Origin of the sequence: Magnetospirillum sp. 15-1 (assembly GCF_900184795.1) — a bacterium.
GTDB lineage: Bacteria > Pseudomonadota > Alphaproteobacteria > Rhodospirillales > Magnetospirillaceae > Phaeospirillum.
Genome location: NZ_FXXN01000027.1, coordinates 392,080 through 415,067, shown reverse-complemented (window position 1 = coordinate 415,067; position 22,988 = coordinate 392,080). Strand labels below are relative to the sequence as shown.

Below are 22,988 nucleotides of genomic sequence, written 5' to 3'. Positions count from 1 at the left end.
CCATCATGAAAATCCTCGCTTGCAACAGCAACCGGCCCCTCGCGGAAGCGATCGCCGAATATCTCACCATGTCCATCACCAAGGCGGTGATCCGCCGCTTCTCGGACAACGAGGTGTTCGTCGAAATTCACGAGAACGTCCGTGGCGAGGACGTCTTCGTCATCCAATCCACCAGCTATCCCGCCAACGACAATCTGATGGAACTGCTGGTCACCCTGGACGCCCTGCGGCGCGGCTCGGCCCGGCGCATCACGGCGGTGATCCCCTATTTCGGCTATGCCCGCCAGGACCGCAAGTCGTCGCCCCGCTCGCCCATCTCGGCCAAGCTGGTCGCCAACCTGATCACCACCGCCGGCGCCGACCGCGTGGTGACGCTGGACCTGCATTCGGGCCAGATCCAGGGCTTCTTCGACATTCCGCTGGATAACCTCTACGCCGCCCCGGTGTTCACCAACGATATCCGCGCCCGCTACCAGGGCGACGACGTCATGGTGGTGTCGCCCGACGTGGGCGGCGTGGTGCGCGCCCGCGCCATCGCCAGCCGCATCGACGCCGATCTCGCCATCATCGACAAGCGCCGCGAAAAGGCCGGTGTGTCCGAGGTGATGAACATCATCGGCGACGTGCGCGGCCGCCGCTGCATCATGGTCGACGACATCGTCGATTCCGCCGGTACGCTGTGCAACGCCGCCGAGGCGCTGATGAAGGCCGGAGCCGTCTCGGTGGCCGCCTTCGTCACCCACGGCGTGCTGTCGGGCGGCGCCGTGGCCCGTGTCACCGCCTCGCCTCTCGAGGAACTGGTGATCACCGATTCCATCCCCGCCACCGAGGCGGTGAAGATGGCCCGCAACATCCGTCAGGTCACCATCGCCCCGCTGATGGCCGAATCCATCTCGCGCATCAGCGAGGAGCGCTCGGTCTCCAGCCTGTTCGACTGAGGCCGTCCGGTATCTTCCACGTCGTGCCCGGCCTTGCGCCGGGCATTGGCGTTTCCGGCCCCGAGAATCTATAACCCGAACAGCGCGCGCCCCAGCAGACGGAATTCGTCCTTGCGGGCGCTGGACTTGCGCCAGGCCAGCCCCAGCAGGCGGGCGCCGCCGCCGGACAGCGGGCGGGTGACCAGATCGGTGCCGATCAGAACGCCGGCCTCCACCGCCAGCCGGGGCAGCAGGGTCACCCCCATGCCCGAGGCGACCATCTGCACCAGGGTGCCCAGCGATGTGCCCAGGATACCCTCGCCCCGCCTGGGCGCCGGCAGCGAGCAGGCGGCCAGAGCATGGTCGCGCAGGCAATGCCCCTCTTCCAGCAACAGCAGGTCCGCCCCGGCCAGATCGGCGCCGCTGACGGTTTCCCGTGCCGCCAGGGGATGGCCGGGCGGACAGGCCAGCACGAAGGGGTCGGTGAACAGCGCCTCCATCTCCACCTCGGCCGCCTCGTAGGGCAGGGCCAGGACCGCCGCGTCCAGGTCGCCGTTGACCAGACGCTCCAGCAGTCGCGCCGTCAGATCCTCGCGCAGCGCCAGCTTGAGGTCGGGATAGAGGCGGCGCAGGCCGGGCAGCACGCGGGGCAGCAGAAACGGCGCGATGGTGGGAATCACCCCCAGGCGCAGGCCGCCGGTCAGCGGCTTGCCGTGGGCACGGGCCAGATCGGCGATGTCCTCGGCACCGCGCAGCAGGTCGCGGGCCCGCGCCGCCACCTCGTCGCCCAGCGGCGTCATCAGCACCTTGCGCTTGGTCCGCTCCACCAGGGTGACGCCCAGCAGGCTTTCCAGTTCCTGCAACCCGGCCGACAGGGTGCTTTGGGTCGCCAGACACGCCTCGGCGGCGCGGCCGAAATGGCGGTGCTCGGCCAGGGCGACCAGATAGCGCAGTTGGCGCAAGGTGGGTAGGTGGGCCTGCATCAGGCGAGTTCCCGCTGGTGCAGCGTCGGCATCAGGTCGAAATAGGGACGGATGATCGGCGATCTCGATGCCTCGAAATCCTCGAACGGCCCGTCGAACGACACCCGCCCGTCGTGCAGCATCACCACGCGGGGCCGCAGCCGGTACAGCAGGTCCTTGTCGTGGGTAACGACGATGGTGGTCCGTGCCAGTCCATCACGCTCGTCCACATGGGTGGAGAGCAGCAGGTCCTGAATCTGCGAGGCGGTGACCGGATCGAGGCCGGTGGTCGGCTCGTCGAAGAACATGCAGCGCGGCTCCATGGCCAGGGCACGGGCGATGGCGATGCGCTTGGCCATGCCGCCCGACAGGGACTCCACCCGCCCGGCCAGGAAATCGGGCGTGGCGGGCAGTCCCACCGCCGCCAGCACGCGCTGGGCCATGTGCTCGATGTCGGCGACGCCCAGATGGCCGACCTCCTCCAGCCACAGGCCGATATTGTCCAGCACGGTGCCGGAGAACAGGGCGTTGCGCTGAAACACCACGCCCCAATGGACGTGGATATCGGCCATTTGGTCGGCATCCAGAGCGGCGAGGTCGAGCAGCGGGCTATCGGGCCGTTCGGGATCGGCGACCAGCACCCGTCCGCCGTCCGGTTGCATCAGACCGAGGATATGGTTGAGCAGGACGCTCTTGCCGCATCCCGATCCCCCCACCACCGCCACGAAGGCGCCGGCCTGGATATCGAGATCGACACCACGCAACACCGGATGGCCATCGAACGCCTTGGTCAGGCCCTCGATGCGGATTTCCACCGGTGCTGCGGCTGTCTTGGTCATGGAACCAGGATAGACCGGCCCGCCCCAAACGGCAAACGGCCACCCCATTTGGAGTGGCCGTTCGTTCCGAGTCCCACCTTCCCGTCCTGGTGCCCTTGGTGGCTTGGTGGTGAAACAGCCGATCCCCGGCACCCGGAAACTTAAACCGGACAGCCGCGGTCTTGATCCGGGCATCCATGGATCACCGGATCAAGACCGACGATAACGACGGTGGGGGACCTACTTCTTCAGGTAATCGCGGATCAGCACCTCGGCGATCTGCACGGCGTTGAGCGCCGCGCCCTTCCTGAGGTTGTCGGCGACGCACCAGAAGGACAGGCCGTTCTTGACGGTGGGGTCCTTGCGGATGCGGCTGACATAGACCGGGTCCTCGCCGGTGGTCTCCAGGGGCGTGATGTAGCCGCCCGGCTCGCGGGTATCCATCACCACCACGCCTTCGGCGTCGCGCAGCGCCCTGGTGGCCTCGGCGACGCTGACCGGACGCTCGAATTCCACGTTGATGGATTCCGAATGGCTGACGAACACCGGCACGCGCACGCAGGTGGCGTTCACGGCGATGTCGGGGTCGAGAATCTTGTGGGTCTCGACCACCATCTTCCACTCTTCCTTGGTCGAGCCGTCTTCCATGAAGACGTCGATCTGCGGGATCAGGTTGAAGGCGATCTGCTTGGAGAACTTGTTCGGCTTGATGGCGTCATGGACCAGGACACCCTTGGTCTGGTCGTAAAGCTCGTCCATGCCCTCCTTGCCGGCGCCCGACACCGACTGGTAGGTCGAGACGACGACGCGCTTGATCTTGCCCAGCTTGTGCAGGGGCTTCAGCGCCACCACCATCTGGATGGTCGAGCAGTTGGGGTTGGCGATGATGCCCTTCTTCTTGTACTGGGCGATGGCTTCCGGATTGACCTCGGGCACCACCAGCGGCACATCGGGGTCCATGCGGAAATGCGAGGTGTTGTCGATCACCACGCAGCCGGCGGCGGCGGCGCGCGGGGAATGAAGGGCCGAGACCTTGGCGCCGGGAGAGGACAGGGCGATATCGAAGCCCTTGAAGTCGAAGGTGGCCAGGTCCTTGCACTTCAGGATCTTGTTGTCGCCGAAAGCGACTTCGCGGCCGACCGACCGCTCGGACGCCAGGGCGACGACCTCGTCCACCGGAAACTTGCGATCCACCAGGATCTGAAGCATTGCCCGGCCCACATTGCCGGTCGCGCCGATTACAGCAACCTTGTAACCCATCTTGTCCTCTCCGTTTTCCAGAGCCCTTGGTTCCCTGGCGCTTATCGAGATACGAAAAGGCCCGCGGGAAGCTTTCCGCGGGCCTTTTTCGTGCAATCGTGACGAACCGGCCCGCTCAAGCGGTCTTGGTGGCGCCGGTTTTGGTAGTGATGAAGGCCGCCGCCGAGGCAGAGCCCCGGACGCGCAATGCGTTTGCCTTGGACAAGCAGACGAACATGGTTTCCTCCATCGGAAGCGTAGCTTTAACGGAAGCCGTTCCGCCACGCAAGGAGAAAGGGGCGTCCCCGCCCTACGCCCCCTTGATGCCCGAGCACACCCGCGAGATGAAGGCGTCGATGTCGTCGTTCATGCTGACCGTGCGGTTGGCCAGATCACCGGCGGCGACCAGCACCTGTCCGGCGGCGTCGGTGGCGGTGCCGGCGGTGGAAGCCACTTCGCCGATGGTGTCGGCCACCGTCTGCACGTCGGCGGCGACGGTGCGGATGGAACGGCTCATCTCGGCCACCGCCGCGCTCTGCTGCTCGGTGGTGGCGGCGATGCCGGTGGCGTTGTCGTTGATCTCGCGGATCTTGCCGGCGATGTTGCGCACCGCACCCACCGCCTGGCCGGTGGCCTGGCGCATGCCGTCGATCTGGCTGGAAATCTCGTCGGTGGCGCGCGCCGTCTGATTGGCCAGATGCTTGACCTCGTTGGCGACCACGGCGAAGCCCTTGCCGGCTTCACCGGCCCGCGCCGCCTCGATGGTGGCGTTCAAGGCCAGCAGGTTGGTCTGGCTGGCGATCTCGGTGATCAGGTTGACCACCTCGCCGATCTTCTGCGCCGCTATGTTGAGGCCGTTGATGGCCTCGTCGGTCTCGGTGGCGACCCGCACCGTTTCCTGGGCCATGCGGGCCGAATCCTGGATGCGCGCCGCCACGTCGCGGATGCCGGACGACACCTGCTCGGCCGCCGCCGCCACCGCTTCCACATGGGTGTAGGCATCCTCGGCGGCACCGGCCACCTTGGTGGACTGCTCGCTGGTCTGGGACGCGATGTCGGACATCTGCTGGGCGGTGGCTTCCAGCTCGGTGGCGGTGGCGGCCACCACCTGGGTGACGTGCTTGATGGTGTTGCCGACTCCGGTGGCTTCGGCGCTGAAGGCATTGGCGCGCATTTCCATCCCCGAGAGCGCCTTGTTGATCAGTCGCGCATGGTCGGCGAACTCGCCCACCATGCCGTCGGTGAGGATATGGCGGAAATAACGGCCCTCGGAGGTCAGCGCCATGGCGGCGTCGGCCTCCTTGGTGAACACCTCGGTCAGGTCGAGCAACCGGTTGATCGCCTTGTCCAACCGGCCGAGGGTCCCACCTTCGACGATACCGATGATGCGCACGTCCAGGCGGCCCGCTCCGGCCTCGCCCAGAACCTGGCAGGCCCGGTGGATGCTGGCGCGCGCCCGGTTGACGTAATACAGCACGGCCAGCGCCCCCAGCGCCGCCAGCCCCATGGCTCCCGCATCGAGCAGTGCGCCGCGGCTCAGGGCGATCAGCGCGCCGATTCCGCACAGTACCGCGGCGAGAATGGCGGCGGCCAGGGCCCTAGAGAGAGAAGACGAATTCATCGTAGGGCACTCCCGCGCCTTGCAGTTTGGCGACCACGGCCTGGAAGGCGGCTTCCATGCCGACCTTGCGATCATCGTGGCCGTTCTCGATGGCGAGCAGTTCCTTGTAGAGGCCCTCGGCCTTTTCCACCGCGTCCCGTCGGGGCGAACGGCGGTTGGAATGGTAGCTGACGATCTTGCCCGTCTTGTCGAAGGTGGGGGTCACGTGGGCCAGCACCCAGTAATGGTCACCGTTCTTGGACCGGTTCTTCACATAGGCGAAGATTTCCTTGCCGGCCTCGATGGTGTCCCACAGCAGCTTGAAGACGCAGCGCGGCATGTCGGGATGGCGGATGATGCTGTGCGGCTGGTTGAGAATCTCGCCCTCGGCGAAACCGGCCATCCGCAGGAACACCTCGTTGGCATAGATGATCCGCCCTTTGGTATCGGTCTTGCTGACGATGATCTCGTCGGCGCCGAATGTGCGCTCCACCCCGGACAAGTAAACACCAGGACGCGACATGACTATTCCCCGCGCAAGCAGAATGCCGGGCAGCCACCCGGCCAATGCAGCCCCGGCCCCACATTGGAGCCGCTCCGAAGCGGACACTACACCAAATCCCTTCGAAAAGGATGAACGAAGATGCATCAAAATGTGTCTTTTACAAAAGGGTCATCCGTCATAAATCACAGGAGTCGATGGAGCCGCCGCCTTTCCATGCCACTGATCAATTTCTCTACCGAGCCTTTATACCATTCGTTGGTATTACCGCTTATACCATTGGAATAATGGCTTGATTAGTCGGGCTACAGTAAACACCCCACTCATTCTTTATTTTTAATAGTTTTAATTTTAAGTCCACTTATGGCGCTTTCCCTTTGCCCCCTGGCGGCGACGCCCTCTATGCTTTCGCGCCACCGCAGCCAAGGGTCCGAGAGCAGGGTATGAACTACCGCCACGCCTACCACGCAGGAAACTTCGCCGATGTGATGAAGCACGCCATCCTGGCGCTGGTCATCGCCGGACTGAAGCGCAAGGACACGCCGTTCTTTGTGCTCGATACCCATGCGGGAATCGGCGCCTACGACCTGGAGGCCCCCCAGGCCGACAAGACCGGCGAATATCTGAACGGTATCGCCAAGGTCCTGGACGCGCCCCGTCCGCCCGCCGAACTGGAGACCTATCTGGCGGTGGTGCGGGCCTGGAACTCGGACGGCACGCTGCGCCGCTACCCCGGCTCGCCCGAACTGGTGCGCGGCCTGATGCGTCCCCAGGACCGCATGGCCCTGGTGGAACTGCACCCCGAGGACGTGGAGACGCTGCGGGCCCGCTTCCACGGCGACCGCCGGGTCGGCGTCCACCATCTGGACGGCTACACCGCCGCCAAGGGATTGCTGCCGCCGCCCGAGCGGCGCGGGCTGGTGCTGATGGACCCGCCCTTCGAGGTCAAGAACGAGTTCGAGCGACTGCTGGCCGCCCTGCGCCGGGCCCGCAAGCTGTGGCCCACCGGCATCTATCTGGCCTGGTATCCCATCAAGGGCCGCGAGCCGGTGGAGGCCTTCTATCGGGACATCGCCGACCAAGGCGGCCCGGAAACCCTGGCCGTGGAGTTGCTGCTGCGCCCGGCCGAGGACCCGTTCAGGCTCAACGGCAGCGGCCTGCTGGTGATCAATCCGCCCTGGCAACTGCGGGAAAGCCTGGAGCGCGTCCTGCCCTGGCTGGCCGCAATCGTCGCCCCCGACACCGGCAGCACCGCCATTCGCCATCTGATCGCCGAAAAGACGTAGGGAGTTTTCCCGATATTGCAGTGCAAAACTGCAACACTTGCAAAGAATCAAAACGACAGCCGTTCCAGGGACTTCCCCACGGCCGGACCGGCGCCTATATCTTCCTGAAGCGATACACCTTTACCCGTCTCAGGCCATGACTTCCGCTCGTTCCGTTCTGTTCTCCATCCTGGCGCTGCCCCTGTGGGCGGCGGGACCGGCGGATTCGGCCGAGCTCTCCCCCGCCGCGCGGCTGGTGCCGGGTGGCGGCGCGGCGCGAGCCGAGGCACCCGCCTTCGGCCTGGGCGAGTCCCGCCTGCCCCTGATGTCGTCGGGAAAGCTGTCGGCGGGGGCCGTGTCGGGGCCATCGGCCGGCCTGTCCGGCTCGCCCCTGGCCTTCGGCCTGCCGGGCAGCCCGCTGGCGGTGGGCGGCTACGTCGCCTATGGCGGCGCCAATGTCCAGTTGTCCTCGTCGCTGCGCAGCGACGGCGCCAGCAGCGGCGCCAACCTCGCCGCCTCGTGGGCCGGCGGAGCCCTGGGCACCGACAGCCGGGCATCGCTCAGCCTGGGCGTCAACCGCACCGATTGGGGCTATATCAGCCCCAATTCCCAGCATCCGGCCCTGACCCTGGCCGATCCTTACCGCACCGGCCCCAACGGCAACGAAATCAATATGTCGCTCAGCCTGATCCATCAGGTGAGCCCGTCCTTCAGCGTCGGCGGCATGGCCGGCGCCAACCGGGCCAGCGGCACCGATCAGCCGGGAACCGGCCTGACGCTCGGCGCCGGCCTGGGCTACCGCTTCTAGATCATCACGCGTCGGATGTGACGCGCACCGCCGCCCGCTCCTATTCCCGCCCCGCCACGCCGCATTCGGCGATGGCCTTGCCCAATTCCTTGCAGATGGTCTTGGCGGCGCCGTCGTCCCTGGCCCCGGCGAACAGGCGCACGAACTTGCCCTTGCCCTTGATCTCGACGTCCTTCAGCACCGGCTCCGAGGCCTTGAGGGCGGCCGAGTGCCCGGCCAGGACGCCCCAGCCCTTGCGAGCCCACGCCTCGGTCTTGTACGAGGCGAGATAGACCAGCCTGCGCGGCGCCTCGGCAACCGGCGGGGGCGGCGTCACCGCAGGCGGAGGCGGAGGCGCCACCGCCATGGGTGCAGCCGCCGGCTCGGCCATCATGGGAGCGGGATTGGCCGCCAGCTTCTCGCCGTGCTCCAGCCGCAGCACCCAGCCGCCGTAGCGGGCCATCAGGGCGCCGTCGGCCATCACCGCATAGCGGGCGAAAGGCCGGCCGTCACAGTCCACATTGAGCACCGTGACCTGATCGGACATGCCCGGCCAGTCGGCGGCCGCCGCCCCGATCACCGAACTCAACGGCGCCCGGTCCTCGCTGTAGCGCGGCGACGGGCAGACACGGCCGGCGGCATCACCGGCCCGAGCGGTGTCCATGGGCACGGCCTGACCGCGCGGCGCGGAAGCGGCGTCGGCCACGGCCCCCGAGGGGAAGGCGTCGGTGACGATCCAGGTGCCCTGGTACCAGCCTCCGTCCATGGGCTGGGGCGAGGCGGCGCAGCCCGCCAGCAAAGCCACGGCGCCCAGCGGCAGGAGAGCGAGCGGAAAGCGATGCGTCATCTCACCCACCTCACATCACATCGAGCAGCAGCTTGCGGCGGTTGAGCGGCTGGACCGGACGGGCATTGTTGGGAAACAGCTTGGCGAAGGCGGCCAATTGCTCGGCCGAGGCGGTGATGGCCTGACGGTAGACAACCCACTGCACCACCTCGGAGCAGGGCGGCGTGGTCAGCGATCCGGCATAGCGGAAGGTCACCGGGTCCTTGGGCAGCAGCATGGAGGGATCGAGCATGGACGACCCGGTGACGCTCTCGCCACCCTTGCCCGGCATCACCTGCCAGATGGCCTCAAGCGCCGGGTTGGCGCCACCCTTGGCGATCATCACCCCCAGCACCGCCAGACCGCCATCGGCCGCCTTGTGGACGAAGTGGCACTCCATGTCGAAGAAGGCGCCGTCCACCGTGTGTTCGCTGGGGTGATGGAAGTGGAACTGCAGCAGGTCGTAGGACTTGCCGTCCAGCATCAGACTGCCGCCGCCGCCGCAATCCACCTGGATGGTGTGACCGTTGTTCTGCACCCTGAGCGGCACCGGCCGCCAGGCGGTCAGCGGATCGCCGATGATGGCGGCAATGGGCTTGGACAGGTCGACGGGCGATTGCTCGCGCCCCATGGAGCAGGCGGCGTATTCCGGCGACAGCATGCCCCACTCGGCCGGTCCGCCATGGCCCTCATAGGCCCAGTGGGCTCCCTCGGCGGCCACCGCCTGGGCGATGGAACCGCCGCACGTGCCGCACAGACAGGCAGCGCCCGTGGCCCCCTTGAGGAATGAACGACGATCCATGACTGCCCCTCCCGTCAAACAAACTCGAAGGGAAAGGCTATCGTCAAAGTTGACGGCCGTCTATCACTCCTCCAACTCGGAGCGGCCGGTGAACAGATCGAGCGCCTCCGGGTTGGCCAGGGCCTCCTTGTTCTTGACGGCGCGGCCGTGCACCACGTCGCGGACCGCCAGTTCGACGATCTTGCCCGACTTGGTGCGGGGAATGTCGGCCACCTGCACCACCTTGGCCGGCACATGGCGCGGCGTGGTGTTGTCGCGGATGCGCTTCCTGATGCGCGCCTCCAGCTCCGGCGTCAGCGTCACCCCGTCGCGCAGCCGCACGAACAGCACCACGCGGACGTCGGCCTGCCAGTCCTGGCCGATCACCAGGCTTTCCAGCACGTCGTCGATCTGCTCCACCTGACGGTAGATCTCGGCGGTGCCGATGCGCACGCCGCCGGGATTGAGGGTGGCGTCCGAGCGGCCGAAGACGATGATGCCGCCGGTCCGGGGATTAAGCTCCACCCAGTCGCCGTGGGTCCAGATGCCGGGGAATTTCTCGAAATAGGCGGCACGGTACTTGGCGCCGTCATCGTCGTTCCAGAATCCCACCGGCATGGAGGGGAAGGCGCGGGTGCAGACCAGTTCGCCCTTCTCGCCCTCCAGCGAGCGCCCGTTCTCGTCGAACACCTCGACCTTCATGCCGAGCCCCCGGCACTGGATCTCGCCGCGATAGACCGGGGCCAGCGGGTTGCCCAGCATGAAGCACGAGATGATGTCGGTGCCCCCCGAGATGGAGGCCAGTTGCACGTCCGCCTTCACCTTGCCGTAGATGTAGTCGAAGCCCTCGGGCGCCAGGACCGAGCCGGTGGAGCACAGGGTGCGCACCGTCGTCAGCGAGTGGGTCCTGATGGGTTCCAGGCCCATCTTGGCGATGGCGTCGATCCACTTGGCCGAGGTGCCGAACAGGGTCATGCCCTCGGCATCGGCGAAGTCGAACAGGATGTTGCCGCCCAGATGGCTGGGATTACCGTCGTAGAGCAGCAGGGTGGCCTCGGCCCCCAGGCCGGCCACCAGCCAGTTCCACATCATCCAGCCGCAGGTGGTGAAGTAGAAGACCCGGTCACCTTTGCGCACGTCGCAATGCAGCCGGTGCTCCTTCAACTGCTGGATCAGCGCCCCGCCCGCCGAGTGGACGATACACTTGGGCGCCCCGGTGGTGCCCGACGAATACATGATGTAGAGGGGATGATCGAAGGGCAGGCGGACGAACTCCACCGCGCGGGGCGTATACGGCGCCAGGAAGTCGCCCAGATGCACCGCCTTGGGCAGGCCCGAGATATCCGCCGCCTCACGGGTGTAGGGCACCACCACCACGCTCTCCAGCGAGGGAATGCCCGGCACGATGGACGCCAGCTTTTCCAGGCAGTCGTGGGCCTTGCCCGAATAGAAATAGCCCTCGGCGGCCACCAGCACCCTGGGGGCGATCTGGCCGAAGCGGTCCAGCACGCCCTGGACGCCGAAATCGGGCGAGGCCGAGGACCAGATGGCGCCCAGACTGGCCGCCGCCAGCATGAAGGCCACCGATTCCGGCATGTTGGGCATGTAGCCCGCCACCCGGTCGCCCGGTCCGACTCCCGCCGCCTTCAGCGCCTGCTGGATGCGCGACACCAGGGCATGCAGATCGGCGAAGGACAGCCGCCGCTTCACCTTGTCCTCGCCCCAGAAGACGATGGCGTCGCCGGCATCGTCGCGCCGCAGCAGGTTCTCGGCGAAGTTCAGCCGTGCCTCGGGGAACCATCTGGCGCCCGGCATGCGGCCGGCATCGTCCACCACCACGCCGCCCGGCCCGTCGCCGACAATCCCCACCTCGTCCCACACCAGGGACCAAAACTGATCGGGGCGGTCCACCGACCAGCGCCACAGCGTCTGGTAATCGCTCGCTCCGGCGTGAAAGCGGGTATCGGCCTGGCGCATAAACCGGGCAAGCGCCGAGGCTTCGACACGCTCGTTGGACGGTTGCCACAGCAGAACGGACATGCTACCTCCACTTTTACGATCATCTGTTCGTTTTTACCGCGAAGCCGCAGTGGCGCCAAGGGTTGATCTTGCGGCAAACACCTATACGCGAGACACAATTTGCCTGATTCAATCCCTGGAGCGACAGGCAAAGTCGTAGCATAATCATCGACTACCCAATCGAGGAATTCAGGTTTCCCATGAACATTTCCATCTCCCACCAGGACGATACCCTGACCGTCCGGCTCGACGGGACCATGGACTATACCGTCACCAGCCAGATGAACGGCCTGATCACCGACATCAATTCGATCACGGCGGCCCGGGTCGTCTTCGACCTGGCCAGGGTGGGACGGGTGGATTCCGTGGGATTGGGAATGCTGCATCTGGCCAAGGATGAAATCGTCGGCAAGGGACGGCACCTCACCCTGCGCGGCGCCTCGGGCAATGTGCGGCGCCTGTTCGAGTTGACCGACGGCCATTCCAGTTTCGATTTCGAATAGCCCATGCCCCTGCGCCTGCTTCTGGCGGTCGGCGCCCTGCTCGCCCTATGGTGGGGGTTGCGCTGGTGGTCCAAGGCGCCGCCCGAAAAAGCCAAGAAGGCACTGATCGGTGCCGGGCTCGCCGCCCTGGTGATCGGCGGCGTGGCACTGGTGGTGACCGGCAAGCTGGCCGGATTGTTCGCCATCCTGGCCGGCCTGTCGCCATGGATCGGCCGCGCCATGCGCCTGCACCAGCTCTGGCAATCCATCCGCCGCATGACCGGCCGAGGCGCCGCCGCCGAGGCGCCACCGCCCTCTCCGCCCGCCGACGCCGCCATGACCCGCCCCCAGGCCTACGAGGTGCTGGGCCTTGAGCCCGGCGCCACGCCCGATGAAATCCGCGAGGCCCATCGTCGCCTGATGCGTGCAGCCCACCCGGATGCCGGCGGCTCCACCTGGATCGCCACCCGCCTCAATCAGGCCCGCGACATCCTGCTGGGATAGAGTCGCGCTCAAACCGTTGCGTCCGTCACGCGGGCGTGGCAAAACATGCCGCGACCGTAACGAGGCGCGATAAAGCGCCGGGCGGCCGAGACAAAGCTTCAGGAGTGATCGATGACTCGTCGAGTCCGCAAGGCCGTGTTCCCCGTGGGTGGCATGGGCACCCGCTTCCTGCCCGCCACCAAGGCGATGCCCAAGGAAATGCTGCCGGTGGTGGACAAGCCGCTGATCCAGTACGCGGTGGAAGAGGCGGCCGCGGCCGGTTGCGAGCACTTCATCTTCGTCACCGGGCGCGGCAAGAACGCGCTGGAGGACCATTTCGACCACAATCCCGAGCTGGAACGCATCCTCAAGGATCGCGGCAAGTTCGATCTGGTCGAGGCGGTGACCTCGTGGATGCCCAAGTCGGGCCAGATTTCCTACACCCGCCAGTCCGAGCCCCTGGGCCTCGGCCATGCCGTGTGGTGCGCCCGCGATCTGGTGGCCGACGAGCCCTTCGCCGTGCTGCTGCCCGACGATCTGATCCTGTCCAAGACCGCCTGCCTGAAGCAGATGGCCGCCGTTCACACCGAGGTGGGCGGCCACGTGGTCGCCGTCTCCGACGTGCCGCGCGAGCACACCAAGCGCTACGGCATCCTGGACGTGGAACACGACAACGGCCGTCTGGCCCGCGCCAAGGGCCTGGTGGAAAAGCCCGATCCCGAGGTCGCTCCCTCGACGCTGTCCATCATCGGCCGCTATATCCTGCATCCGGCGGTGTTCGACGTGCTGGACAGAAAGGAGAAGGGTGCCGGCGGCGAGATCCAGCTGACCGACGCCATCAGCCAGACCATCGGCATGGTCCCCTTCCACGGCCTGCGCTTCGAGGGCACCCGCTTCGACTGCGGCGACAAGGTGGGCTGGCTGGAGGCCAATCTGGCCTTCGCCCTGGCCCGCGAGGACATGGCCGAGGCCGCCCGCGACCTGATCACCCGCTTTCACGGCTAAGGACTAAAGCGCCATGCGCATCGCCATGATCGGCACCGGCTATGTGGGCCTGGTGTCGGGGACCTGTTTCTCGGAATTCGGCATCGACGTCACCTGCGTCGACAAGGACGCCGGCAAGATCGAGAAACTGCACCAGAACATCATGCCCATCTACGAGCCGGGCCTGGACGACATGGTCGCCGCCAACGTGGAAGCCGGCCGGCTGGCCTTCACCACCGACCTCAAGTCGGCGGTCAGGGATGCCGACGCGGTGTTCATCGCGGTGGGCACGCCGTCCCGGCGCGGCGACGGCCACGCCGACCTCTCCTACGTCTACGCGGCGGCCGAGGAAATCGCCGACGCCATGACCGGCTACACCGTGGTGGTGACCAAGTCCACCGTGCCGGTGGGCACCGGCGACGAGGTGGAGCGCATCATCCGGGCGCGGCGCCCCGACGCTCAGTTCGATGTGGTCTCCAACCCGGAATTCCTGCGCGAAGGCTCGGCCATCAACGACTTCATGCGCCCCGACCGCGTGGTCATCGGCACCGAGTCCGATGCCGCCCGCAAGGTGATGAAGCAGCTCTATCGGGTGCTCTACCTGATCGAAACGCCCATCGTCTTCACCTCGCGGCGCACCTCCGAGCTGATCAAGTATGCCGGCAACACCTTCCTGGCCACCAAGATCACCTTCATCAACGAGATCGCCGATCTGTGCGAGAAGGTGGGCGCCAACGTCCACGACGTCGCCAAGGGCATCGGCCTGGACGGCCGCATCGGCAAGAAGTTCCTGCACCCCGGCCCCGGCTACGGCGGCTCGTGCTTCCCCAAGGACACCCTGGCCCTGGTCAAGACCGCCCGCGATTTCGACGCGCCGCTCCGCATCGTCGAATCGGTGGTCGCCGTCAACGACGCCCGCAAGAAGCAGATGGCCGAACGCGTGGTCGCCGCCTGCGGCGGCTCGGTGAAGGGCAAGACCATCTCGGTGCTGGGCCTGACCTTCAAGCCCAATACCGACGACATGCGCGATTCGCCGTCGCTGGATATCGTTGCCGCGCTGGTCGAGGCGGGCGCCGTCATCAAGGCCTTCGACCCCGAGGGCATGGAAGAGGCGAAGAAGCTGCTTCCCGAGGGCGTCGAGTACTGCAAGGACGCCTACGCCACCATGCCGGGCGCCCATTGCGCGGTCCTGATCACCGAATGGAACGAGTTCCGCGCCCTGGACCTCAAGAAGGTCAAGTCGCTGCTGGCCCAGCCGGCCATCGTCGACCTGCGCAACGTCTACGTTCCCGAGGAAATGGCCGAACTGGGCTTCACCTACACCAGCATCGGCCGGCCGTAATATCTGGCCCTCAGTCGCCGGGCGCTCGCGCTTGGCTTTCGCTGCACAGGCCGCGGCGGGCCTTGCCCTTGCCGCCTCTTTGAAAGGTTCAAAGAGGCGGTTTTCTTTGGCCCTCAGTCTCTCGCCACCGGCCGCCGCTTGGCGCCGATGGCGGGATTGGCCGCCGCCCGCCGGCACAGTTCGGGATAGCGCGGCTCCTCCAGCCCGATCAGCGGCAGGCCGGTCTCGGCGATGAAATCGCACACATGCGCGGCGCCGAAATCCTCGAACGCCACGCCCTTGGCCCGCGCCCGGTCGACCATGTCCAGTTCCTGGCCCCAATAACCGCAGCGCGGCGCCTTGATGTTGCCCTGGATGGCCTGCATGTCGGGCACCATGCAATCCATGCGGTAACAGGGCCAGATATCGGCATAGAGGAAATCCACGCCGTCGACCCGCACCTCGCGGGCGTCGGCCTCGACGATCTCGATCTTGGCCCGCTGCGGCCAAGCCTCGAAGCCGGCGAATTCGTGGAACATGGCGACGACCTCGGGGTCCTTCTCCACCACCACCAGCCGCTCCACGGCGGTACGGGCCGAGACGGCATAGGCCATCACCCCCATGCCCAGGCCGCACACCACCACCGTTCCCCGCGCGGCGGCCAGATGGGGCATCTGGCTTTCCATCTCGCCGGGAACCAGACTCATCCAGGTCCGTCCGTCGCGGACCAGCAGGGCATTCATCCAGTCGAGGGGACGCGGCCCGGTGAAATAGCCGGGCGCGGCGACAATGAAGGCCCGATCCAGCCGCCAGTTGGCCGCCACCACCGGATGATAGGCCGGGGTCGGCATGGCGGGATAGGGAAGGTCGCCCGGCGCCATCACCAATCCCGCCGCCGCCAGTGCCTCGGGCTCGAACCCATCCACGGCCGTCTCTCCGCCCATCGCTCTCCCTCCGCTTGTGAAGAAGACAAGAGCCTATGCCATGGCGATAGCAATGCAATGCAATTTATCGCTTCAGTTAGGCCGATCTCTCTTTCCGCTCTCGCGCCGGCCATTGACACCCGTTGCGCCATCGGCCATCAACGCAGGGAACATGTCGGGAGGGAACCCAGCGCCATGGCCGCAGTGAAGACGATCGTCACCACCCCCTTCGCCGGCCAGAAGCCCGGCACCTCGGGCCTGCGCAAGAAGGTCAAGGTCTTCGCGCAGGAACACTACCTGGAGAACTTCGTCCAGGCGGTCTTCGACACGATTGGAGGGGAAGCGGGCGGCGACATCGCCGGCAAGACCCTGGTTCTGGGCGGCGACGGCCGCTATCACAACCGCACCGCCATCCAGACCATCCTGAAGATGGCCGCCGCCAGCGGCTTCGCCCGTGTGATGGTGGGCAAAGGCGGCATCCTGTCCACCCCGGCGGCGTCGGCCGTCATCCGCAAGTACCAGACCTTCGGCGGCATCATCCTGTCGGCCAGCCACAATCCCGGTGGCCCGGACGAGGATTTCGGCATCAAGTACAATATCCCGGCCGGCGGCCCCGCCCCCGAGGCCATCACCGAGGCCATCTACGCCCGCACGGGGGTGATCGCCTCCTACAAGATCGCCGAAGCGGCGGATGTGGACCTGGATACGCTCGGCACCCGCATCCTGGGCGGCATGGAGGTGCAGGTCTTCGACCCCGTCGCCGATTATGCCGAGTTGATGGAAAGCCTGTTCGACTTCGGCGCCATCGGCAAAGCCTTCGCCGCCGGGTTCCGCATGAAGTTCGACGCCATGCACGCGGTGACCGGCCCCTACGCCACCGAAATCCTGGAGCGCCGCCTGGGCGCGCCCAAGGGCACCGTGATGAACGGCGTGCCGCTGGAGGATTTCGGCCACGGCCATCCCGACCCCAATCTGGTGCACGCCCATGATCTGGTCGAGGCGCTGACCGGCGCGGGCGCCCCCGATTTCGGTGCGGCCTCGGACGGCGACGGCGACCGCAACATGATTCTCGGCCGCGACTTTTATGTGACGCCGTCCGACTCCCTGGCGGTACTGGCCGCCAATGCCACCCTGTGCCCCGGCTATGCCAAGGGCCTGAAGGGCATCGCGCGCTCCATGCCCACCAGCGCGGCGCCTGACCGGGTGGCCGCCAAACTGGGCATTCCCGCCTGGGAGACCCCCACCGGCTGGAAGTTCTTCGGCACCCTGCTGGACGCCGGGCTTGCCACCTTCTGCGGCGAGGAAAGCTTCGGCACCGGTTCGGACCACGTGCGCGAGAAGGACGGGCTGTGGGCGGTGCTGGCCTGGCTGAACGTCCTTGCCGTACGCAGGCAGAGCGTCGCCGACATCGTCACCGCGCATTGGAAGGAATACGGCCGCAACGTCTATTCCCGCCACGATTACGAAGGCATCGACAGCGCCGCCGCCGAGGGGCTGATGGAGCATCTGCGCGGCCTGTCGCTGAAGGGCCGGAAGCTCGGCGCCTATACCGTCGCCTTCAACGACGACTTCGCCTACACCGATCCCGTCGACGGCTCGGTGTCGAAGAAGCAGGGCATCCGCGTGGTGTTCGAGGACGGCTCGCGCGTGGTCTTCCGCCTGTCGGGCACCGGCACCGAGGGCGCCACGCTCCGCGTCTACATCGAGCGCTACGAGCCCGATGCGTCCAAGCACCACCTTGATCCCCAGGTCGCCCTTGCCGACCTGATCAAGATCGCCCGCGATCTGGCCGAGATCGAAGCCCGTACCGGGCGCAAGGAACCGACGGTGATTACCTGACATGCCCCATACCTTCCACCCCACCATCCTGCGCGAATACGACATCCGCGGCATTATCGGCGAGACGTTGTTCGCAGCCGATGCCGAAGCCATCGGCCGGGCCTTCGGCACCCGCGTGCGCCGCAATGGCGGCCATGTGGTCTGCCTGGGCTGGGACGGCCGGCTGTCCAGCCCCGAGATGGCCGAGGCGCTGACCCGTGGGCTGACGGCGGCGGGCTGCACCGTCAGGCGCGTCGGGCGCGGCCCCACCCCCATGCTGTACTTCGCCGCCAAGGTGCGGGACGCCGACGGCGGCATCATGGTGACCGGCAGCCACAATCCGCCCAACCACAACGGCTTCAAGATGGTGCTGGCCGGCAAGCCGTTCTTCGGTCCCGACATCCAGTCATTGGGGACCATCGCCAGTGCCGGCGACTTCGCCAGCGGCGAGGGCAAGGTCGTCGAGGATTCGGTGTTCGAGCAATACGTCTCGCGGCTGGCCGGCGATTATGACGGGCTGCGCGACCTGCGGGTGGTGTGGGATTGCGGCAACGGCGCCACCGGCGAGGTGCTGCACGCCCTGATCAAGCGCCTGCCCGGCACCCATACCGTGCTGTTCGGCGAGATCGACGGACACTTCCCCAATCACCACCCCGACCCTACCGAGCCCCACAATCTGGCGGCCCTGCAAGACAAGGTGCTGACCGAATCCGCCCATATCGGCATCGCCTTCGACGGCGACGGCGACCGCATCGGCGTGGTGGACGCGGAAGGCCGCATTCTCTACGGCGACCAGATCCTGGTGATCCTGGCCGAGGATCTGCTGAAAACCCTGCCCGGCGCCACCATCATCGCCGATGTCAAGGCGTCCAAGGTATTCTTCGACGAGGTGCGCCGCATGGGCGGCACGGCCCTCATGGGCCGCACCGGCCATTCGCTGATCAAAACCCAAATGGCCGAGACCGGCGCGCCGCTGGCCGGCGAGATGAGCGGCCACATCTTCTTCGCCGACCGCTATTACGGCTTCGACGACGCCCTTTACGCCGCCGTCCGCCTGCTGGGCATCGTGGCACGCTGGGATCACATGACCATCGGCCAGCGCCGCGACAAGCTGCCCCACATGGTCAACACCCCGGAACTGCGCTTCGACTGCCCGGACGAACGCAAGTTCGCCGTGGTGGCCGAGGTCAAGGCCCGGCTGGAGGCCGAAGGCGCCACCTTCTCGGCCATCGACGGCGTGCGGGTCGACACCCCGGACGGCTGGTGGCTGCTGCGCGCCTCCAACACCCAGGCGGTGCTGGTGGCCCGCTGCGAGGCGGCCAGTGCCGAGGGGCTGAAGCACCTGCGCCAGACGCTCTCCGATCAGTTGGCCGCCAGCGGCGTGAGTCTGGGACATACTCACTGATGGCGGCTTGAATTTCTTCGGCTTCGGTTCCAGACTACTATCATTCGAAGGTAGGGGTCTGGGACCGGTCACCCCTCCGCAAAAGCAAAGTTCAAGGCATAAGGGGGACCAGCAATGTCCGTAGAATCCATTCTGAAGACCAAGGGCAGCGTCGTTTTCACCATCCGTCCCGAGCATTCGGTGGCCGATGCCGCCGCCCTGCTGACCAACAAGAAGGTCGGCGTCGCCGTGGTTTGCGACGCCAAGGGCAAGCTGCAGGGCGTGCTGTCCGAGCGCGATATCGTCAAGGGCCTGGCCCAGTACGGCAAGGCCGCCCTGGAAATGCCGGTACGCAACGTCATGTCCAGCCCGGTGGTGACCTGCTCCCCCGGCGACAGCGTCAAGACCATCATGGGCGTGATGACCGAACGCCGCATCCGCCATCTGCCCGTGCTGGAAAAGGACGAACTGATCGGCATCGTCTCCATCGGCGACGCGGTCAACTTCCGCCTGACCGAGGCCCAGATGGAGATGAACGTGCTGCGCGACGTGGCCGCCACCCGCTGAGGCTTTCACGCGACAAGGCTCGGCGAGAAATCTCCGACACCCCCGGAAACCCTGGTTTCCGGGGGTGTTTGCTTTTTTGCGTCCCCACCCATGCGCGACAGTTATGTTGCAGTGCAAAAAATATGTTGCACTGCAGCGAGGCTCTGTTAGATTGACGTCATGTTGCAGCGCACAACGCGCCCACCTCTGATAAGGAATACGCACATGACCATCAAGATCGACGGTTTCGAGAAGTTCGTCGCCCTGGGCAAGGAAAACGCCGACGCTTTCGCCAAGTCGGGCGCCGCCACCGTCAAGGCTTTCGAAGAGATCGCCAAGGCCCAGCAGGCCCTGATCGCCGAGAACGTCAAGAAGGCCGACGCCGCCGTCAAGGCGCTGTTCTCCGTCAAGAGCCCGGCCGAGCTGGCCGACCTGCAGGGCAAGCTGGCCCGCGAGGCCATCGAGGGCGCCATCGCCGACGGCCGCAAGCTGGCCGAGCTGTCGACCACTGCGCTCACCGCCGCGGTCGAGCCGATCCAGGCCCGTTTCGCCGCGCTGACCAAGGTTGCCGCCTAATTCGATCCGACTTAAGGCCCGGCGAGGTTCCTCCCACCTCGTCCGGACCTGGATCGAAAAGACCGCCGCCGCTTGATGATGTCCGGGGCTCTCCCCCCCATCCCGCTGCTTCCGGACATTTGCGACGACGGACACGAGCCCCGGCCTCCCTCCCAAGGCCGGGGCTTTTTCTTTGCCCATTTTAAATCGGCATTGCTTGACCGAATTGCCGCGGGCTCCTACCTTTCTCATCGAGTAAGGAGTGAGCCGATGTCGTTCAAGGGTACCGATAGCTATGTGGCGACCGAGGATCTGCTGGTCGCCGTCAATGCGGCGCTTAAGCTCGAGCGCCCGCTGCTGATCAAGGGCGAGCCGGGCACCGGCAAGACCGTGCTGGCCGCCGAGGTGGCCAAGTCGCTGGGCCGCCCGCTGCTGCAATGGCACGTCAAGTCCACCACCAAGGCGCAGCAGGGCCTGTACGAATACGATGCGGTGGCGCGCCTCCGGGATTCGCAATTGGGCGATTCCCGCGTCCACGACATCTCCAACTACATCGTCAAGGGCAAGCTGTGGGAGGCGTTCGAGGCCCCCACGCCGCCGGTGCTGCTGATCGACGAGATCGACAAGGCCGACATCGAATTTCCCAACGACCTGCTGCTGGAACTCGACCGCATGGAGTTCCATGTCTACGAGACCAAGCAGGTGGTCAAGGCGGTGCGGCGGCCCATGGTGATCATCACGTCGAACAACGAGAAGGAGCTGCCCGACGCCTTCCTGCGCCGCTGCTTCTTCCACTACATCCGCTTCCCCGACCGCGAGACCATGGAGCGGATCGTCGCCGTGCACTATCCCGGCATCAAGCCGGCCCTGCTGCACGAGGCGCTGACCGCCTTCTTCGACATCCGCGAGGTGGCGGGGCTGAAGAAGAAGCCGTCCACCTCGGAACTGCTGGACTGGATCAAGCTGCTGCTGTCCGAGGACCTGAGCCCGGAGGACCTGCGCGCCAAGGACAAGGCCTCGCTGATCCCCAAGCTGCACGGCGCCCTGCTCAAGAACGAGCAGGACGTTCACCTGTTCGAGCGCCTGGCCTTCCTCAGCCGGCGGGAGGGACGCTGATGACCGTCATCCAGTGGACCGAGGCCATGAGCGTGGACGTCCCGCTCCTGGACAAGGACCACAAGAAGCTGATTCAGATGATCAACGACCTGGACCAGACGGCCCCGGACTTCATGGAGCTGTTCAACGCGGTCCTCGATTACACCACCGGCCATTTCGACCGGGAGGAGGCCCACCTGGAAGCCATCGGCTATCCCGGCCTCGACGGCCACCGCACCCAGCATGATTCCTTCGCCGACGAGGTGGCGGCCATGCTGCGGCAGTACCGCGAGCAGGCCTTCGACGCCGCGGATTCCCGCCTCAAGGATTTCCTGTGGTCGTGGCTCAAGGGCCATATCCTGATCGAGGATCAGCGCTACGCGGCCTGGACCAGGGCCAAGGGCTGCTGATGTTCCTCAACCTGTTCCTCGAGCTGCGCGACGCCAAGGTGCCGGTCACCCTGAAGGAGTACCTCACCCTGCTGGAGGCGCTGGCCGAAGGCGTGGCCGAGATGAACGTCGACACCTTCTACTACCTGTCCCGCTCCTGCCTGGTGAAGGACGAGCGCCACCTGGACAAGTTCGACCGGGTCTTCGGCCGGGTGTTCGACGGCATCATAGGGGCCGGTGACGAGTTGGCCGCCGCACTGAAGGCCGCCATCCCCGAGGAATGGCTGCGCAAGCTGGCGGAAAAGCACCTGACGCCCGAGGAGATGGAGCAGATCCAGTCGGCGGGCGGCTTCGAGAAGCTGATGGAGACGCTTAAGAAACGCCTGGAGGAGCAGAAGGAGCGCCATCAGGGCGGCTCCAAGTGGATCGGTACCGCCGGCACCTCGCCCTTCGGCGCCTATGGCTACAATCCCGAGGGCGTGCGCATCGGCCAGCACGAATCCCGCCATCGCCGCGCCGTCAAGGTGTGGGACGAGCGGGCCTACCGCAATCTGGACGACGGCATCGAGCTGGGCACCCGCAACTTCCGCATGGCGCTGCGCCGCCTGCGCCGTTTCGCCCGCGAGGGCGCCGCCACCGAACTGGACCTGCCCGGCACCATCACCTCCACGGCGCGGGCCGGCGGCTGGCTCGACTTGAAGATGGTCCCCGAGCGCCACAACAAGGTCAAGGTGCTGCTGCTGCTCGACATCGGCGGCTCCATGGACGAGCACGTGCGCACCTGCGAGGAGCTGTTCTCGGCGGTGCGCTCCGAGTTCAAGCACCTGGAGCACTACTACTTCCACAACTGCCCCTATTCCGGGCTGTGGAAGGACAACCGCCGCCGCCATCAGGACGTCACCAACACGCTCGACGTCATCCACACCTTTCCGTCCGACTACAAGCTGATCTTCGTGGGCGACGCCGCCATGAGCCCCTACGAGATCACCACGCCGGGCGGCGCGGTGGAGGAATGGAACGAGGAGCCGGGCCATGTCTGGATGCGCCGCCTGCTCGACCAGTGGCCCAGCGCCGTCTGGCTCAATCCCGCCCCCCAGGCCCGCTGGCAATGGACCCACTCCACCCAGATCATCGAGCAGCTGATGGGCGGCCGCATGCACCCGCTGACCCTGGAGGGGCTGGACGCCGCCATGCGCGACCTCAACCGGAACGGCATCCACCAATAATAATGACGTATAGCCGGTATTGGTTTAACCACACGGTGTGATAGCTTGCGGCCTCGGGCAATCTTC

Annotated in this window: 23 protein-coding genes; 14 read left to right on the top strand and 9 right to left on the bottom strand. The window is 66.2% G+C overall.

What is annotated here, in order from left to right; translation table 11 throughout:
* The first annotated feature begins 5 nt into the window (after positions 1 to 5).
* Positions 6 to 938, top strand: coding sequence for a ribose-phosphate pyrophosphokinase (locus tag CP958_RS20190; protein WP_009871053.1), 933 nt, complete (start codon positions 6 to 8; stop codon positions 936 to 938).
* Between the two features lie 68 nt (positions 939 to 1,006).
* Here CP958_RS20190 and CP958_RS20185 read toward each other — a convergent pair whose 3' ends face one another.
* The 5 genes from CP958_RS20185 to CP958_RS20165 all read right to left on the bottom strand — a co-directional run bounded on the left by CP958_RS20185 (position 1,007) and on the right by CP958_RS20165 (position 6,059).
* Entirely contained in the window at positions 1,007 to 1,900 is an 894-nt protein-coding gene (locus CP958_RS20185; RefSeq protein WP_096703984.1) for a hydrogen peroxide-inducible genes activator, read from the bottom strand.
* A complete protein-coding gene (locus CP958_RS20180; RefSeq protein ID WP_096703983.1) occupies positions 1,900 to 2,718 on the bottom strand; it encodes an ATP-binding cassette domain-containing protein in 819 nt (272 codons plus the stop codon). The genes CP958_RS20185 and CP958_RS20180 overlap by 1 nt, the downstream gene beginning before the upstream one ends.
* 219 nt (positions 2,719 to 2,937) lie before the next feature.
* Positions 2,938 to 3,957: an aspartate-semialdehyde dehydrogenase gene (locus CP958_RS20175; RefSeq protein WP_096703982.1), complete on the bottom strand. Its 1,020-nt coding sequence runs from the start codon at positions 3,955 to 3,957 to the stop codon at positions 2,938 to 2,940.
* A gap of 289 nt (positions 3,958 to 4,246) precedes the next feature.
* Positions 4,247 to 5,557, bottom strand: coding sequence for a methyl-accepting chemotaxis protein (locus tag CP958_RS20170; protein ID WP_096703981.1), 1,311 nt, complete (start codon positions 5,555 to 5,557; stop codon positions 4,247 to 4,249).
* Positions 5,535 to 6,059, bottom strand: a complete 525-nt coding sequence (locus tag CP958_RS20165; RefSeq protein ID WP_096703980.1) for a PAS domain-containing protein — start codon at positions 6,057 to 6,059, stop codon at positions 5,535 to 5,537. The genes CP958_RS20170 and CP958_RS20165 overlap by 23 nt, the downstream gene beginning before the upstream one ends.
* Before the next feature lie 422 nt (positions 6,060 to 6,481).
* On the opposite strand from CP958_RS20165, the gene rlmJ reads away from it, so the two are divergent.
* Positions 6,482 to 7,324 (top strand): 23S rRNA (adenine(2030)-N(6))-methyltransferase RlmJ, encoded by an 843-nt coding sequence (gene rlmJ, locus CP958_RS20160; protein WP_096703979.1) that lies wholly within the window; start codon positions 6,482 to 6,484, stop codon positions 7,322 to 7,324.
* Between the two features lie 136 nt (positions 7,325 to 7,460).
* Entirely contained in the window at positions 7,461 to 8,111 is a 651-nt protein-coding gene (locus CP958_RS20155; RefSeq protein ID WP_096703978.1) for a hypothetical protein, read from the top strand.
* Between the two features lie 40 nt (positions 8,112 to 8,151).
* Here the strand turns inward: CP958_RS20155 and CP958_RS20150 are convergent, their stop codons facing one another.
* The 3 genes from CP958_RS20150 to CP958_RS20140 form a co-directional block, all read right to left on the bottom strand.
* Positions 8,152 to 8,937, bottom strand: coding sequence for a hypothetical protein (locus CP958_RS20150; protein ID WP_096703977.1), 786 nt, complete (start codon positions 8,935 to 8,937; stop codon positions 8,152 to 8,154).
* Positions 8,938 to 8,947: 10 nt separating this feature from the next.
* Positions 8,948 to 9,718, bottom strand: a complete 771-nt coding sequence (locus CP958_RS20145; protein ID WP_096703976.1) for a carbonic anhydrase family protein — start codon at positions 9,716 to 9,718, stop codon at positions 8,948 to 8,950.
* Between the two features lie 63 nt (positions 9,719 to 9,781).
* Entirely contained in the window at positions 9,782 to 11,737 is a 1,956-nt protein-coding gene (locus CP958_RS20140) for an acetoacetate--CoA ligase (RefSeq protein WP_096703975.1), read from the bottom strand.
* A gap of 179 nt (positions 11,738 to 11,916) precedes the next feature.
* Between CP958_RS20140 and CP958_RS20135 the strand changes: the two genes are divergently transcribed.
* The 4 genes from CP958_RS20135 (at position 11,917) to CP958_RS20120 (ending at position 15,007) form a co-directional block, all read left to right on the top strand.
* Positions 11,917 to 12,219 (top strand): STAS domain-containing protein, encoded by a 303-nt coding sequence (locus tag CP958_RS20135; protein ID WP_096703974.1) that lies wholly within the window; start codon positions 11,917 to 11,919, stop codon positions 12,217 to 12,219.
* A 3-nt stretch (positions 12,220 to 12,222) separates the two neighbouring features.
* Positions 12,223 to 12,702 carry a DnaJ domain-containing protein gene (locus CP958_RS20130; protein WP_096703973.1) on the top strand — a complete coding sequence of 160 codons (480 nt, stop codon included), beginning with the start codon at positions 12,223 to 12,225 and terminating at the stop codon, positions 12,700 to 12,702.
* A gap of 111 nt (positions 12,703 to 12,813) precedes the next feature.
* Positions 12,814 to 13,686 carry a UTP--glucose-1-phosphate uridylyltransferase GalU gene (gene galU / locus CP958_RS20125; RefSeq protein ID WP_096703972.1) on the top strand — a complete coding sequence of 291 codons (873 nt, stop codon included), beginning with the start codon at positions 12,814 to 12,816 and terminating at the stop codon, positions 13,684 to 13,686.
* Between the two features lie 13 nt (positions 13,687 to 13,699).
* Positions 13,700 to 15,007: a UDP-glucose/GDP-mannose dehydrogenase family protein gene (locus tag CP958_RS20120; protein ID WP_096703971.1), complete on the top strand. Its 1,308-nt coding sequence runs from the start codon at positions 13,700 to 13,702 to the stop codon at positions 15,005 to 15,007.
* 113 nt (positions 15,008 to 15,120) lie between these two features.
* Here the strand turns inward: CP958_RS20120 and CP958_RS20115 are convergent, their stop codons facing one another.
* Complete coding sequence (locus CP958_RS20115; RefSeq protein ID WP_096703970.1) at positions 15,121 to 15,930, bottom strand: hypothetical protein; 810 nt, start codon at positions 15,928 to 15,930, stop codon at positions 15,121 to 15,123.
* A gap of 174 nt (positions 15,931 to 16,104) precedes the next feature.
* Between CP958_RS20115 and CP958_RS20110 the strand changes: the two genes are divergently transcribed.
* From CP958_RS20110 to CP958_RS20080, 7 genes are all read left to right on the top strand, one after another.
* The gene (locus CP958_RS20110) at positions 16,105 to 17,748 is read left to right on the top strand and encodes an alpha-D-glucose phosphate-specific phosphoglucomutase (protein WP_096703969.1); all 1,644 of its coding nucleotides are present in this window, start codon (positions 16,105 to 16,107) and stop codon (positions 17,746 to 17,748) included.
* Between the two features lies 1 nt (position 17,749).
* Positions 17,750 to 19,132 (top strand): phosphomannomutase/phosphoglucomutase, encoded by a 1,383-nt coding sequence (locus tag CP958_RS20105; protein ID WP_096703968.1) that lies wholly within the window; start codon positions 17,750 to 17,752, stop codon positions 19,130 to 19,132.
* A 114-nt stretch (positions 19,133 to 19,246) separates the two neighbouring features.
* Positions 19,247 to 19,678: a CBS domain-containing protein gene (locus CP958_RS20100; RefSeq protein ID WP_096703967.1), complete on the top strand. Its 432-nt coding sequence runs from the start codon at positions 19,247 to 19,249 to the stop codon at positions 19,676 to 19,678.
* A gap of 204 nt (positions 19,679 to 19,882) precedes the next feature.
* Positions 19,883 to 20,233, top strand: coding sequence for a phasin family protein (locus CP958_RS20095; RefSeq protein ID WP_096703966.1), 351 nt, complete (start codon positions 19,883 to 19,885; stop codon positions 20,231 to 20,233).
* 249 nt (positions 20,234 to 20,482) lie between these two features.
* Positions 20,483 to 21,328, top strand: a complete 846-nt coding sequence (locus tag CP958_RS20090) for a MoxR family ATPase (protein ID WP_096703965.1) — start codon at positions 20,483 to 20,485, stop codon at positions 21,326 to 21,328.
* Entirely contained in the window at positions 21,328 to 21,717 is a 390-nt protein-coding gene (locus tag CP958_RS20085; protein WP_096703964.1) for a hemerythrin family protein, read from the top strand. Before CP958_RS20090 ends, CP958_RS20085 begins: the two co-directional genes overlap by 1 nt.
* Complete coding sequence (locus tag CP958_RS20080; RefSeq protein WP_096703963.1) at positions 21,717 to 22,922, top strand: VWA domain-containing protein; 1,206 nt, start codon at positions 21,717 to 21,719, stop codon at positions 22,920 to 22,922. Before CP958_RS20085 ends, CP958_RS20080 begins: the two co-directional genes overlap by 1 nt.
* Positions 22,923 to 22,988: the final 66 nt, after the last annotated feature.